Source organism: Endozoicomonas sp. ALB032, from assembly GCF_049310125.1.
Lineage (GTDB): Bacteria > Pseudomonadota > Gammaproteobacteria > Pseudomonadales > Endozoicomonadaceae > Endozoicomonas_A.
Genome location: NZ_JBLYNW010000001.1, coordinates 3388257 through 3403371, shown reverse-complemented (window position 1 = coordinate 3403371; position 15115 = coordinate 3388257). Strand labels below are relative to the sequence as shown.

The following is a 15115-nucleotide window of genomic DNA, read 5'->3' as shown; positions in this document are numbered from 1 at the left end:
AAAAATGAGAACAATGTCGCTTGCCATGGTGGCGCTTATTTCCATAGTCCTTACAGGTTGCGTGAGCCTGACAGCTCCTCAGAAAAATCCCCAGGTCGCCCCCCTGTCGATTACTTCTTCGCCTCTGCATCGATTCTCTTTAGCCGATTTTGATGGTCTGATGTTCGAGCCCATTATCCCCGAAGAAGCGGACCCGATGTTCCCCAGCCGCGAGAGTGCTTATCAAACAATAGAATTCGAGATAGCCAAACAGCTGTCAGCGAAAATGACTATCGATCCTGACCAGATCCCTCAGAATTCATTGATTGTTCGCTATGGCATTGCTTCCGATTCCATCGTCTCCGACGCAGAACTGATTCAATTCTTTGGCACAACGCCGGGACTGGTCACTGAGCCGGGTCAGGAAAAACTGACCATAGCCATTGCTCTGATTCGGGCCAATACCGGCGACGCCCTGTGGAAAGGGGTTGCCCAGGGCACAATAGTTCCCGGACTGAGCAATGAAACACGACTGGCCAGAGCCGAAGCGGCCATAGCCAGAATGCTGGGCAATTTGAAGTAACGTCTAGGATATTGGAGAATGAAGGCAAGTAATCAATTATTCATTTTCCGTAGTTCAATAATTTTCACCTTGTTATAGCTGCTTTCATAACTACCGCAGGCGTTGGTAAGCACGTGGCCGCAGTCGGTACTGAAGGTGGCTGATTCGACCCCCCACATCCCATGGGAAATTGTGGCTTTTTCTACCCATAATCCATCAGCACTCAGGCCAATAATTTTCGACGTTGAATCTCTGCTGGCAGTTATCAGATGACAGCCATCGGGACCGAAGGTGGCTGAGTTGACCCTTGCCTTGTGGGAAAAGGTGGCTAATTTTTCCCATACTCCATCATTGTCATGGCCATAAATTTTCACCTTTCCATCGTTACTGGCGGTCACCAGGTAGAGGCCATCGGCGCTAAAGCTGGCTGAATTGACTCCGTCCTTATGGTGAATGGTGGTTTTTTTCTCCCATTTTCCGTCCTCCTCCTGGCCGTAGATTTTCGCCTTGCCATCAACACTGGCGGTCACCAAATGATTGCAATCAGCGCTGAAGGTGGCTGAGTTGACTACTTCCTTATGTAAAATAATGGCTTTTTCTTTCCATGGCCCGTCATCCTCATGGCCATAGATTTTCACCGTACAATTGCTGACGGTCAACAGATGGCTGCTATCAGCGCTGAAGGTAGCTGAATCGACATCATCAACATGGTAAATTTTCGCTTCTTCTTCCCAGGTTCCCCCCTCCTTCTGGCCGTATATTTTTGCCGTGCCATCACAACTTGCGGTCACCACGTGGGTGCTATCGGGGCTGAAGGTAGCTGAGCTGACAGAGTCATCATGATCGATTGTGGCTTTTTCCACCCATAGTCCATCGCCCATCTTGCTGTAGATCTTCACTGTGTGATCGTCACTGGCGGTCACTAAATGAGAGCTATTGGCGCTGAAAGTGGCTGAATTAACGCATCCATCATGAAAAATGGTAGCTTTTGCTTTCCATGATCCATCGTCCTCATAACCATAGATTTTTGCCGTGCCATCATCACTGGCAATGACCAAATAGCGGCCATCGGCACTGAAGGTGGCCGACTCAACGCAGGTATCATGGAAAATGGCAGCCTTCTCTTCCCATGAACCATCGTCATTACGGCTACAGATTTTCACCATGTCATCATTACCGATGGTCACCAGGTGGCGACCATCGTCGCTAAAGGTAGCCGATTCGATGCCTTCATCATGGAGAATGGTAGCTTTTTCTTTCCATGATCCATCGGACTCCATGCCATAGATTTTAGCCGTGTCATCGTCACTGCCAGTCACCACGTGGAGACCATCTTTACTGAAAGTCGCTAGACTGTATAAGGAGTCATGGGAAATAGTGACTTTTTTATCGACATTGAATGTTCTGCACTTCGACATCAAATCAGTGTTGTTGAAAAAGAACAGAGCAGGAAAACATTCCTCTTCTCGACGCCCAACAAGTGACTCGATTAACGCCTGATTATTCGTAAATTGCCCCACCCAACCTCTGAGTTGCTCATCACTTCTTGCCTTGATAACTGTCTTCATCAGAGACTGTTGAGCTGGAGAAAAACGTCGATACCATTCCTTTGCCAGGACATCTTCTTTTTTAATAAGCTCTCGAAAGTGGGTACATGACTGTTTCAAACGGGCAATATCTTTAAGCCACGGACGGCCAATAATATTTAATTGTGTCGAGCGGGAAGCATTGAGTAGAGGAGGTTTACCATTCTCAAAGGCAGTAATTTCCCTACCCTCATTGACACCGGTTTTTGCTCGCTTCGATTCAGGTTCATCAGGTTCTGGTAAATATGAAACGCCGGTGTTTGAGCTGTTATATATTGAGTCCATGCTTGGTCACTCCTTAGTTTAATAGTTTGTGTTTATCTTCAATCAGGAAGAACATCCAAAATTGAAACTAAGGGTTGGATTCTGTTTTAAAGTAAAAGTTCATAACAGGGTGTTAAGTGAAACTAACAACAGTTTCTGCCTTTCAGCACAAGGTAAAGGCAAACAATCAATTATTCATTTATCCGCAGCTCAGTAATTTTCGCCTTGTGATAGCCACCGTTGGCGGCGGTGGTAAGCACATGGCTACAGTCGTCACTGAAGGCGGCTGATGAGACCAGCCCGCCATGGGAAATTGTGGCTTTTTCTTTCCATAATCCATCCGCCCCCAGGCCAATAATTTTCGCCGTTTTATCTTTACTGGCGGTGACGATATGGTAACCATCAGAACTGAATGTGGCCGAATAGGCTCGACTATTATGGCAAATGGTGGTTTTTTCTTTCCATGATCCATCGTCCTCACGGCCATAAATTTTCACCTTGCCATCGTCACTGGCGGTCACCACATAGCGGCCATCGGGACTGAATGTGGCTGAATTGACATCGCCTCCATGGTAAATGGTGGCTTTCTTTTCCCATGACCCATCATCCGCCTTCTTACCATAGATTTTCGCCGTGCCATCATAACTGGCGGTCACCAAATGGCTGCCATCGGCACTGAAGGCGGCTGATTTGACCTTATTTTTATGACGAATACCGGTTTTAAATTCCAACAGCAGTTTGGTGGCCAGCCAGGCAAAATTCTGGCTCTTGAGATGGGTGGCAATAATCCATTAATTATTACTGAAGTTAAAGACCACAAAGCAGCGATACACGACGCTATTCAGTCAGCGTTTATTACTGCCGGTCAGCGCTGTACTTGCTCCAGGCGCTTGTTCGTTCCTGCCTCAGAATGGGGTAATAGTTTTATTGATCAGCTGGTCGAAGCCGCTGGCAACATCAAAGTGGGTCAATGGAATGATGAAGACCAGCCCTTCATGGGAGCCGTTATTTCAGAGGCGGCGGCGGACGCTATTCTTCAAGCTCAGACACACCTGCAGCAGCTGGGTGGTCAATCACTGCTGACGAGCCAAAAATTGAAGAAAGGCACCGGTTTACTGTCACCCGGCATTATTGATGTTACCGCCATTAAAGAGCTGCCTGATGAAGAATACTTTGGCCCTCTGTTGCAGGTAATTCGTTACGACCAGCTCGACGAAGCCATTGAACAGGCCAATAACACCCGCTATGGACTCTCCGCAGGCATTTTCAGTGACAGTCGTCAAGACTATGAACAGTTCCTGCACCGCTCCCGGGCCGGAATCGTCAACTGGAACAAGCCCATCACCGGAGCCAGCAGTGCTGCGCCATTTGGTGGTATTGGCGACAGTGGTAACCACCGCCCCAGTGCCTACTGTGCCGCTGATTACTGTGCTTACCCGGTAGCCAGTGTGGAAGCTGAGAGCCTGTCACTCCTGGAAAAACTGGCCCCGGGTTCAAAGCTTTAATAACGCTGGCTCCGAGATCGGAATAGAAGAGATATGAATAAAACTGTTGAAGCCAATTTTGATGGCCTGGTAGGTCCAACCCATAACTATGCAGGCCTGTCTCTGGGCAATATCGCCTCAACCCATCATCAGTCAGCGCCTTCCAATCCCAAACAGGCTGCTTTACAGGGTCTGGCGAAAATGAAGGCATTGCACGACATGGGTTTAGTACAGGGAGTGCTGGCACCCCAGGAAAGACCAGACGTTTATACCCTGCGCAAGCTTGGTTTTAGCGGCAGTGATGAACAAGTGCTTGCCGAAGCCTCACGACAGGTGCCCAAAATTCTTGCCGCATGCAGTTCTGCATCCACCATGTGGACCGCTAATGCCGCTAGCGTATCACCCAGCGCCGATACAACCTCTGGCACCGTGCACTTTACACCTGCAAACCTGTGCAGCAAGTTTCACCGCTCCATTGAGCATGAGATAACAGGCAGAATTCTAAAAGCCGTTTTCTCCAGCGAGGAACATTTTACGCATCATCCTGCACTTGTCAGTAGCTCTCACTTCGGTGATGAGGGTGCAGCCAACCATACCCGTTTCTGTCAGAACTATGGAGACGAAGGGGTAGAGCTCTTTGTTTATGGCCGTTACAGCTTTGATGACGCCCGGCCAGCTCCGACAAAGTTTCCGGCTCGACAGACTCTGGAAGCCTCACAGGCTGTTGCCCGCATCCATCAACTCAAGGCAGTGAAAAGTTACCTGTTCAACAGCCAGCTGCTCAGCACTTCCGATCGTGATATGACTATTGTTGTTCCCTCTGATTGCCAGAGCGATCGACAGGTTGCAACCTATCTGGAAGGGCTGGTTGCATCCGATAATCCCATCAATAACATCAAAGTGTTCGACCTGCGTCAAAGTATGAATAATGGTGGTGGACCTGCCTGCCTGCGCCTGAGAGTTGTGCTGACTTCTGAGGAACTGGCTGCCACCAACCAGGCCTGCCTGATAAACGACACTCTCTATGTAACACTCTGCCACTGGGTTGAAAAGCATTACCGCGACAGGCTGACTGAAGCCGATCTTGCCGATCCTGAACTTCTGATTGAGTCTCGCACAGCACTGGATGAGTTAACCGGCCTTCTGAAACTGGGGTCTATTTATCAGTTCCAACAGGTGTAAAGGCCCGGAGCTGATTTTATCTCCGCAAGTGATAGAATCAGCTCATCCATTTCATGGGAGAAAAAAATGAGAACAATGTCGCTTGCCATGGTGGCGCTTATTTCCATAGTCCTTACAGGTTGCGTAAGCCTGACGGCTCCTCAGAAAAATCCCCAGGTCGCCCCCCTGTCGATTACTTCTTCGCCTCTGCATCGATTCTCTTTAGCCGATTTTGATGGTCTGATGTTCGAGCCCATTATCCCCGAAGAAGCGGACCCGATGTTCCCCAGCCGTGAGAGTGCTTATCAAACAATAGAATTCGAGATAGCCAAACAGCTGTCAGCGAAAATGACTATCGATCCTGACCAGATCCCACAGAATTCATTGATTGTTCGCTATGGCATTGCTTCCGATTCCATCGTCTCCGACGCAGAACTGATTCAATTCTTTGGCACAACGCCGGGACTGGTCACTGAGCCGGGCCAGGAAAAACTGACCATAGCCATTGCCCTGATTCGGGCCAATACCGGCGACGCCCTGTGGAAAGGGGTTGCCCAGGGCACGATTGTTCCCGGACTGAGCAATGAAACACGGCTGGCCAGAGCCGAAGCGGCCATAGCCAGAATGCTGGGCAATTTGAAGTAACGTCGGGGATATTGGAGAATGAAAGCAAGCAATCAATTATTCATTTTCCGTAGTTCAAAGATTTTCACCTTGTTATAGCCACCGGGATAGCCACTGCTGGCGGTGGTAAGCACATGGCCACAGTCGTTACTGAAGGTGGCTGATTCAACCCCCCACCCAAAGGAAATTGTGGCTTTTTCTACCCATGATCCATCAGCCCTCAGGCCAATAATTTTCGACGTTGAATCTCTGCTGACAGTTATCAGATGGCAGCCATCGGGACCGAAGGTGGCTGAGTTGACCCCTGCTTTGTGGGAAAAGGTGGCTAATTTTTCCCATACTCCATCATTGTCATGGCCATAAATTTTCACCTTTCCATCTTCACCGGCGGTCACCAGGTAAAGGCCATCGGCACTAAAGCTGGCTGAATTGACTTCGTTCTTATGGTAAATGGTGGTTTTTTTCTCCCATGTTCCATCCCCATCCTGGCCGAAGATTTTCGCCTTGCCATCAACACTGGCGGTCACCAAATGATTGCAATCAGCGCTGAAGGTCGCTGAGTTGACTACTTCCTTATGTAAAATAATGGCTTTTTCTTTCCATGGCCCGTCATCCTCATGACCATAGATTTTCACCGTACAATTGCTGACGGTCACCAGATGGCTGCTATCAGCGCCGAAGGTAGCTGAATCGACATCATCAACATGGTAAATTTTCGCTTCTTCTTCCCAGGTTCCACCCTCCTTCTGGCCGTATATTTTTGCCGTGCCATCATAACTGGCGGTCACCACATGGGTGCTATCGGGGCTGAAGGTAGCTGAGCTGACCCAGTCATCATGATCAATTGTGGCTTTTTCCACCCATAGTCCATCGCCCATCTTGCTGTAGATCTTCGCTGTGTGATCGCCACTGGCGGTCACTAAATGAGAGCTATTGGCGCTGAAAGTGGCTGAATTAACCCATGCATCATGAAAAATGGTAGCTTTTGCTTTCCATGATCCATCATCCTCATAGCCATAGATTTTTGCCGTGCCATCATCACTGGCAATGACCAAATAGCGACCATCGGCACTGAAGGTGGCTGACTCTACGCAGGAATCATGGGAAATGGTGGCCTTCTTTTCCCATAAACCATCGTCATTCAAGCTACAGATTTTCACCTCTTCATCATCACCGATGGTCACCACGTGGCGACCATCATCGCTTAAGCTAGCCGATTCGACGCCATCATCATGGAGAATGACGGCTTTTCCTTTCCATGATCCGTCGGACTCCTTTTGATAGATTTTCGCCATGCCATCGTGACTGGCAGTCACCACGTTGAGACCATCTTTACTGAAAGCCGCTGAACGGATTAAGGCCTCATGGTAAATAGTGACTTTTTTATCGACATTAAATGTTTCACACTGCGACATTAGATCGGCATTGTTGAAAAAGAGCAGAGCAGGAAAACAAGCCTCTTCCCGACGTTTAACAAGTGACTGGATTAGCGCCTGATTATTCGTAAATTGCCCCAGCCAGGCACTGAGTTGCTGATCACTTCTTGCGGCGGTGGTTGTCTTCAGTAGAGACTGGTGTGCTGAAGAAAAACGGTGGTACCATTCCTTTGCCAGAATATCTTCTTGTTTAACAAGCTCTTGAAATTGGCTAGATACCTGTTTCAAACGGGTAACATCTTTAAGTCCCAAATAACCAATAATATTTAATGGTGTGGGGCGAGACAAATTGAGTAGCTGAGGTTCACTGCTCACAGATACAGTGATTTCCCTACCCCCACTGGCACCCGTTGGTGCATGCTCCGATATAGATTGAGGAGGTTTTGGTAAATATGAAAAGGCAGCTTTTGAGTTGTTGCTTATTGATTCCATGCTTGGTCAATCCTTAGTTTAATAGTTTGTGTTTATCTTCAATCAGGAAGAACATCCAAAATTGAAACTAAGGGTTGGATTCTGTTTTAAAGTAAAAGTTCATAACAGGGTGTTAAGTGAAACTAACAACAGTTTCTGCCTTTCAGCACACGGTAAAGGCAAACAATCAATTATTCATTTATCCGCAGCTCAGTAATTTTCGCCTTGTGATAGCCACCGTTGGCGGCGGTGGTAAGCACATGGCTACAGTCGTCACTGAAGGCGGCTGATGAGACCAGCCCGCCATGGGAAATTGTGGCTTTTTCTTTCCATAATCCATCCGCCCCCAAGCCAATAATTTTCACCGTTTTATCTTTACTGGCGGTGACGATATGGTAACCATCAAAACTGAATTTGGCCGAATAGACTCGACTATTATGGCAAATGGTGGTTTTTTCTTTCCATGATCCATCGTCCTCACGGCCATAAATTTTCACCTTGCCATCGTCACTGGCGGTCACCACATAGCGGCCATCGGGACTGAATGTGGCTGAATTGACTTCGCCTCCATGGTAAATGGTGGCTTTCTTTTCCCATGACCCATCATCCGCCTTCTTACCATAGATTTTCGCCGTGCCATCATAACTGGCGGTCACCAAATGGCTGCCATCGGCACTGAAGGCGGCTGATTTGACCTTATTTTTATGACGAATACCGGTTTTAAATTCCAATGATCCATCGTCTTCAAGGCCATAGATTCTCACCGTGTAATTGTTGCTGACGGTCACCAGATAGCTGCCATCGGCGTTGAAGGCAACTGAATCAATATCGTCAAAATAGTGCAAGGCGGCTTTTTCTTCCCATATTCCACCTTCCTCCAGACCGTAGATTTTTGCCGTGCCATCATAACTGGCGGTCATCACACGGGTAGCATCGGTGTTGATCTTAACCGAGCTGATCAAGTCATTATGATAAATTATGCCGGTTTCCAGCCATGACCCATCGTTCTCCCTACTGTGGATCTTCACTGTGTGATCGCCACTGGCAGTTACCACATGGCGGCCATCGTTACTGAAGGTGGCTGAGCTGACAAATTCATTATGGGGAATGATAGCTTTTGCTTTCCATGATCCATCCTTCTCATAGCCATAGATTTTCGCCGTGCCATCGTCACTGGCAGTTATCAAATAGCGGCCATCGGCGCTGAAGGTGGCTGATTTGACATAAGCATCATGGCAAATAGTGGCCTTTGCTTCCCATGATCCATCATCATTACGGCGATAGATTTTCACCTTGTCATCTTCACCGATGGTCAACACGTGCAGGCCATCGGCGCTGAAGGTGGCTGATATGACCGATTTATCATGGGAAATGGTGGCTTTTTCTTTCCATGACCCGTCGTCCTCCTTGTCGTAGATTTTCGCGGTGCCATCGTCACTGGCAGTCACCACGTGGAGACCGTCTTTACTGAAAGTCGCTGAATTGATAAAGGCTTTATGGGAAATAGTGACTTTTTTATCGACATTGAATGTTCTGCACTTCGACATCAGATCAGTGCTGTTGAAAAAGAACAGAGCAGGAAAACATTCCTCTTTTCGACGCCCAACAAGTGACTCGATTAACGCCTGATTATTCGTAAATTGCCCCACCCAACCTCTGAGTTGCTCATCACTTTTTGCCTTGATAACTGTCTTCATCAGAGACTGTTGAGCTGGAGAAAAACGTCGATACCATTCCTTTGCCAGGATATCTTCTTGTTTAATAAGCTCTCGAAAGTGGGTGCATGACTGTTTCAAACGGGCAATATCTTTAAGCCCCAGACGGCCAATAATATTTAATTGTGTCGGGCGGGAGGCATTGAGTAGAGGAGGTTTACCATTCTCAAAGGCAGTAATTTCCCTACCCTCACTGACACCGGTTTTTGCTCGCTTCGATTCAGGTTCATCAGGATCTCGTAAATCTGAAACGGCAGTGATTGAGTAGTACTTGTCTGGCCGCATGCTTTGTCACTCCTTAGTTTGATAGTTTGTATTTATCCTCAATCAAAAAAACATTCGAAATTGATGTTTAGAGTTAGATTCTGTTTTAAAGTAAAAGTTCTTAACATGTTGTTAAGTGGAACTAACAACAGTTTCTGACTTTTAGCACACGCAGAGTAGCGTCACTCAAAAGAAACCTCTTGAATGGATAAGCCCGGATCGCGCACTCATCTTCAGGGTGACAGGATTACTGAAATACGATCAATGTCGCACTGTCGTGGACAATGGAATATGGGAGCGGCTACTCGAGGCTATATTTAACCGCTCTTTCATGAAGAAGCGGTGGACTAGTGAATATAAAGTGAAAGCAAACAATCATGCATCAGTAGTTGTGTAATTTTTACTTTGCGATCGCTACCAACGGTAACCACATGACCGCCATCATTGCTGAAGGTGGCTGATGTGACCCAACCCATATGGGAAATAGTGGCTTTTTCCAGCCATGATCCATCGGCCTCCTGGCCAATAATTTTCGCCGTGTAATCTTTGCTGGCAGTCACCAAATGGCGGCCATCGGAACTGAAGGTGGCTGAATTGACTTCGTCAGCATGGGAAATAGTGTTTTTTTCTTTCCATGATCCATCGTCCTCACGGGCATAAATTTTCACCTTGCCATCTACACTGGCGGTTACCAGGTGGCTGCCATCGGCGCTGAATGCGGCTGATCTGAGATCATTTTCGTGGGGAATAGCGACTTTTTCTCTCCATACTCCATCCTCAAGAGCAAAGATTGTCACCGTGTTATCGTAACTGGCGGTCAGCAAATAGCGACCATCGGAGCTGAAGGTGGCTGAAACGTCAGACTCAAAATGGCTAGTGGTTACTTTTTCTTCCCATGTTCCATCCTCCTTCAGGCTGCAGATTTTCGCCGTGCAATCATAACTGGTGGTCACAAGGTGGGTACTATCGGCGCTGAAGGTAGCTGAGCAGGCCCAGTTATCATGATAAATTGCGGCTTTCTCTACCCATGACCCATCGTCCTCCTTGCTAAGGATCTTCAGTGTGTAGTCGCTGCTGGCAGTCACTATATGCTGATCATCTGGGCTGAAGCTGGCTGAATGGACCTCTTCAAGATGGGAAATGATCGCTTTTTCTTTCCATGATCCATCGTTCTCATGGCCATAGATTTTCGCTGTGCCATCGTCACCGGTGGTCACGACATGGTGGCTATCGCTGCTGTTGCTGAAGTTGGCCGAATTAACATATTTACCATGGCAAATGATCGCTTTTTCTTTCCATGATCCATCGTCCTCATGGCCATAGATTTTCGCCGTGCCATCGTGGCTGGCGGTCACCAAATAGCGACAATCTGTGCTGAAGGTGGCTGATTCAACACGGGCAACATGGGAAATGATGGCTTTTGCCTGCCATGATCCATCGTCATCACGGCCATAGATTTTCACCTTGTGATCGCAACCGATGGTCATCACGTGGCGGCCATCGGTGCTGAAGGTGGCTGATCTGACCAAGTCATCATGGGAAATGATGGCTTTTTTTTGCCATGATCCATTGTCCTCCTGGTCGTAGATTCTCGCCGTGCCATCATAACTGGCTGTCACCAAGTGGAGGCCATCGGTGCTGAAAGTGGCCGAGTTGACATCGCTTCTATGGGAAATAGTGACTTTAGTCTCTAAATTAAACGTTTTGCGTTGCGACATTAAATCAGTGTTGTTGAAAAAGAGCAGCGCAGGAAAATAAGCATGGTTTCGGCGTTCTACAAGTGACTTGATTAACACCTGATTATTCGTAAACTGCCCCAGCCAACCACTGAGTTGCTGAACATTTTTTGCAGTGACGACTGTCTTTAGCAGGGACTGGTGTGCAGAAGAAAAGCGGCGATACCATGCCTTTGCCAGAATGTCTTCTTCTTTAATAACCTCTCGAAAGTGGGTACACACCTGTTTTAAACGGGCAATATCTTTAAGTTTCAAACAGCCAATAATTTTCAATTGTGCCAAGCTGGGCAAATTGACTAGTGAAAGTTCATCCTCGTCACATACAGTAATTTTCCTGCCTGTATTGACACCCTTTGGTGCTGGCATCGATGTAGATTGATCAGGTCTTGGCGAAAGTGAACCGACAATATTGGAGTTGTTATTGACTCCATTCATGCTCTGTTACTCCTAGTATTTACCCTCAATTAAAAAGAACATTTAAAATTGATGCCACGGGTTAGAATCGGTGATGAAATAAAAGTTCATAACAGGTTGTTAAGTGAAACTAACAAAAGTTTCTGTCTTTCAGCACACGCAGAGCAACGTCACTCAGATGGATAAGCCCGGATCGCACGCTCATCTTCGGGGTGACCGGAGTACCGAGCAAGCAAACAATCAATCGATGAATAGTTTAATGATTTGCACCCTGTCATGGTAGCTGACGGTAACCAGATGGCTAACGTCGTTGCTGAAAGTGGCTGATATTTCCGACTCCCATTGGTAAATCGCGGCTTTTTCTACCCATGATTCATCAGTTTCCTGGCCAATGATTTTCGCCATGTTGTCGTAACTGGTAGTCACCAGATGGCGGCCATCGGCACTGAAGGTAGCTGAGGTGACCGAATCGTCATGTTCAATTTCGGACTTTTTTTTCCACAAACCATCGTCGTCATGGCCATAAATTATCACTCTGCCATCGTAACCGGCAGAAACCATATGACGACTATCGGCGCTGAAGGTGGCTGAATTGACGCAGTCATAGCCGCCATGGTCGATGATGGCTTTTTCTTCCCATAATCCACCCGCACCCGCCTTCTGGCCACAGATTATCGCCGTGCCATCGTCACCGGTGGTCACCAGATGGCAGCCATCGGGGCTGAAAGAGGCTGTATTGACCACATCTCTATGAAAAATAGTGACTTTTTCTTTCCATGTTCCATCGTCCTCATAGCCATGGATTTTCACACTGCAATCGCCACTGACGGTAACCACATGGTATCCATCGGCGCTAATGGTAGCTAAATTGACACCGTCTTCATGGTCAATGGTCGCTTGTTCTTGCCATGTACCACCCGCCTCCTGGCCGTATATTTTCGCAGTGCCATCCCAACTGGCGGTCAGCAAACGGCGACCATCGTCGCTTAAATTAGCCGAGATGACACAGTCATCATGAGTAATTCTGGCTTTTTCTTTCCATGAACCATCATCCTCATAGCCGTAGATTTTCGCCCTGTGGTCGTAACTGGCGGTCACCACGAGACGGCCGTCGGAGCTAAAGACGGCTGAAACGATCTTGTTATCATGGGAAATGATGACTTTTTCTTCCCATAATCCATCCTCATCATGACCATAGATTTTTGCAATGTCGTCGTCACTGGTGATCATCAGATGGCGGCCATCAGGGCTGAAGTTAGCCGAGTTGATGCAGTCATTATGACGAAAGATGGCTTTTTCTTCCCATCTTCCATTAGCCTCCCAACCGAAGATTTTTGTGGTTTTATCGTCACTGGTGGTCACCACGTGGCGGCCATCGTCACTGAAGGTAGCTGATCTGACCGCGCCATAATGGGAAATGATGGCTTTTTCTTGCCATGATCCATTGTCCTCCTGGTCATAGATTCTCGCCGTGCCATCATTACTGGCAGTCACCAAGTGGAGGCCATCGGTACTGAAAGTGGCCGATCTGATAGGGCGTCTATGGGAAATAGTGGCTTTCGTCTCTAAATTAAACGTTTTGCATTGCGACATTAAATCAGTGTTGTTGAAAAAGACCAGAGCAGGAAAATAAGCATTCTTTCGGCGTTTTATAAGTGATCGGGTTAACACTTGATTATTCGTAAAATGCCCCACCCAACGGCTGAGTTGTTCATCATTTTTTGCGGAGATAACTGTCTTTAGTAACGACTGGTGTGCTGAAGAAAAGCGGCGATACCATGCCTTTGCCAGAAGGTCTTCTTCTTTAATAACCTCTCGAAAGTAAGTACACACCTGTTTTAAACGGGCAATATCTTTAAGTCTCAAACAGCCAATAATTTTCAATTGTACCAAGCTGGGCAACTTGAGTAGCGAAAGTTCACCCTTGTCACATACAGTAATTTTCCTGCCGGTGCTGACACCCGTTGGTTCTGGCATCGATGTAGATTGATCAGGTGTTGGTGAAAGTGAACCAACAATATTTGAATCGTTATTTACTCCATCCATGCTCGCTTACTCAATGGTTAGCATTTACCCTCAATTAAAAAGAACATTTAAAATTGATGCCACGGGTTAGACTCGGAGTTGAAATAAAAGTTCATTACGGGTTTTCAAGTGAAACTGACAATAGTTTCTGTCTTTCAGCAAAAGCAGAATAGCGTCAATTAGAGGAAACCCCTTGAATTGATTACCCAGGATCGCACGCTCATCTTCGGCGTGATTGGAGTAAGGCTTTTCAGCCGGGTAACAATAACGCAGCTCAGCCTTACTTTTTTACCACCGGCAGCAATAATTTTCGCCACTAGTGCAGCCAAGCCTTGATATCCATACAGGCCACTCGTTCCGATACTCTGAGGTCGTCATTCCCGCGAAGGCGGGAATCCAGCGCCAACAGCGGGTCTCTGCCTTCTCGCGGATGAAAAGGCCAGGGGGACACCGGGCAGTATGGTTCTGGTGATGAGTCTGTGTGGATTCCCGCCTTCGCGGGAATGACGGGAGTGAGGCCGGAAATGACGGGAGGGGAACGGGTTTTGCGACACCCTCTGTTGCGTGGGAACGAGGGGTGTATGGATATCAGAGCTTAGCTGCACTAGCCTTCTGATTTTGGATCTTCTAAACAGAAATGGATGACAACTGTTTTCCAGTATCCAACATTATTTTCCGTTTTTTTTGATTAATTCAACAACCTCGCATCTTCCTTCATTCTTTTCTGCAAAGCCGGATGCGCCTTGACCCTATGGAGATAGGCGGCAAAGGCCGGATATTCTGAGGGGTCAGGTTCGAATCCGGCATAACCGGCATTGATAAAACAGGAACCGATGCCAATATCAGCCATCATCAACGATTCACCCAAAAGAAAACCTTGTTCCGGAACAACACTTTCCAGATAGGCCAATGTCCTGGGCATGTTGTCTTTAAGGTTTTGCTGTACTTTGTCTTCGTCCGTTTCCATCCCCATCATTGGCTTCACCAACCGTTCGAAGAACAAACCTTCAGCAATCACTTTCATCAAAACGGTATCAGCGTATTCCTCATACCAGCGGGCTTTGGCTTTGTGGGCCGGATCGGTGGGATACAAAGCAATTTCCGGATAGCGATCTTCCAGATACTCACAGATGATGGAGGAGTCGGCCAGGGTAACTTCACCATCCTGCAGGGCAGGAATTTTTTTCAGTGGACTGATTTTTTCAAAGCCCTCCGGGGTATTAAATGGAATGACGAGGTCCAACTCAAAATCCAGTCCCTTCATTTCCAGGGCTGCTATAACCTTTCGGACCATGGGAGAAAGGATTGCTCCGTAAACTTTCATGCTAATTCTCCTTTACTGTGAATCATTTTCATTCCTTAAAGATAAGAAAATGGTTCTATCACTATGACGACTGAGAACCCCTTATCCTACAACCAAGTCTATTAATAAGACCACTTTATGCTAACCTTGC

Annotated in this window: 12 protein-coding genes; 4 read left to right on the top strand and 8 right to left on the bottom strand. The window is 47.3% G+C overall.

Annotated features, from left to right (window positions below):
• Positions 1 to 4: 4 nt before the first annotated feature.
• Positions 5 to 562: a hypothetical protein gene (locus tag ACO6VG_RS12685; protein WP_422132608.1), complete on the top strand. Its 558-nt coding sequence runs from the start codon at positions 5 to 7 to the stop codon at positions 560 to 562.
• 32 nt (positions 563 to 594) lie between these two features.
• On the opposite strand, the gene ACO6VG_RS12680 is transcribed toward ACO6VG_RS12685, so the two are convergent.
• Both ACO6VG_RS12680 and ACO6VG_RS12675 read right to left on the bottom strand, forming a co-directional pair.
• A complete protein-coding gene (locus ACO6VG_RS12680) occupies positions 595 to 2412 on the bottom strand; it encodes a WD40 repeat domain-containing protein (RefSeq protein WP_422474229.1) in 1818 nt (605 codons plus the stop codon).
• Between the two features lie 170 nt (positions 2413 to 2582).
• Positions 2583 to 3122 (bottom strand): WD40 repeat domain-containing protein, encoded by a 540-nt coding sequence (locus ACO6VG_RS12675; protein ID WP_422137275.1) that lies wholly within the window; start codon positions 3120 to 3122, stop codon positions 2583 to 2585.
• On the opposite strand from ACO6VG_RS12675, the gene ACO6VG_RS12670 reads away from it, so the two are divergent.
• From ACO6VG_RS12670 to ACO6VG_RS12660, 3 genes are all read left to right on the top strand, one after another.
• Positions 3096 to 3896 (top strand): aldehyde dehydrogenase family protein, encoded by an 801-nt coding sequence (locus ACO6VG_RS12670; RefSeq protein ID WP_422474227.1) that lies wholly within the window; start codon positions 3096 to 3098, stop codon positions 3894 to 3896. The two genes, ACO6VG_RS12675 and ACO6VG_RS12670, sit on opposite strands and share 27 nt — an antisense overlap.
• A gap of 33 nt (positions 3897 to 3929) precedes the next feature.
• Positions 3930 to 5057 (top strand): N-succinylarginine dihydrolase, encoded by a 1128-nt coding sequence (locus ACO6VG_RS12665; RefSeq protein WP_422474225.1) that lies wholly within the window; start codon positions 3930 to 3932, stop codon positions 5055 to 5057.
• 66 nt (positions 5058 to 5123) lie between these two features.
• Positions 5124 to 5681 (top strand): hypothetical protein, encoded by a 558-nt coding sequence (locus ACO6VG_RS12660; protein WP_422132608.1) that lies wholly within the window; start codon positions 5124 to 5126, stop codon positions 5679 to 5681.
• 32 nt (positions 5682 to 5713) lie between these two features.
• Here the strand turns inward: ACO6VG_RS12660 and ACO6VG_RS12655 are convergent, their stop codons facing one another.
• From ACO6VG_RS12655 to ACO6VG_RS12630, 6 genes are all read right to left on the bottom strand, one after another.
• A complete protein-coding gene (locus ACO6VG_RS12655; protein ID WP_422474223.1) occupies positions 5714 to 7411 on the bottom strand; it encodes an F-box/WD repeat-containing protein in 1698 nt (565 codons plus the stop codon).
• 287 nt (positions 7412 to 7698) lie between these two features.
• Complete coding sequence (locus tag ACO6VG_RS12650; protein WP_422474221.1) at positions 7699 to 9507, bottom strand: F-box/WD repeat-containing protein; 1809 nt, start codon at positions 9505 to 9507, stop codon at positions 7699 to 7701.
• A gap of 326 nt (positions 9508 to 9833) precedes the next feature.
• Positions 9834 to 11657 carry an F-box/WD repeat-containing protein gene (locus tag ACO6VG_RS12645; RefSeq protein WP_422132605.1) on the bottom strand — a complete coding sequence of 608 codons (1824 nt, stop codon included), beginning with the start codon at positions 11655 to 11657 and terminating at the stop codon, positions 9834 to 9836.
• A gap of 219 nt (positions 11658 to 11876) precedes the next feature.
• On the bottom strand, positions 11877 to 13682 hold the full coding sequence (locus tag ACO6VG_RS12640) for an F-box/WD repeat-containing protein (RefSeq protein ID WP_422474218.1): 1806 nt from the start codon (positions 13680 to 13682) through the stop codon (positions 11877 to 11879).
• Between the two features lie 295 nt (positions 13683 to 13977).
• Complete coding sequence (locus tag ACO6VG_RS12635) at positions 13978 to 14112, bottom strand: hypothetical protein (protein ID WP_422132603.1); 135 nt, start codon at positions 14110 to 14112, stop codon at positions 13978 to 13980.
• Positions 14113 to 14349: 237 nt separating this feature from the next.
• Complete coding sequence (locus tag ACO6VG_RS12630; protein WP_422474216.1) at positions 14350 to 14985, bottom strand: glutathione S-transferase family protein; 636 nt, start codon at positions 14983 to 14985, stop codon at positions 14350 to 14352.
• Between the last annotated feature and the right edge of the window lie 130 nt (positions 14986 to 15115).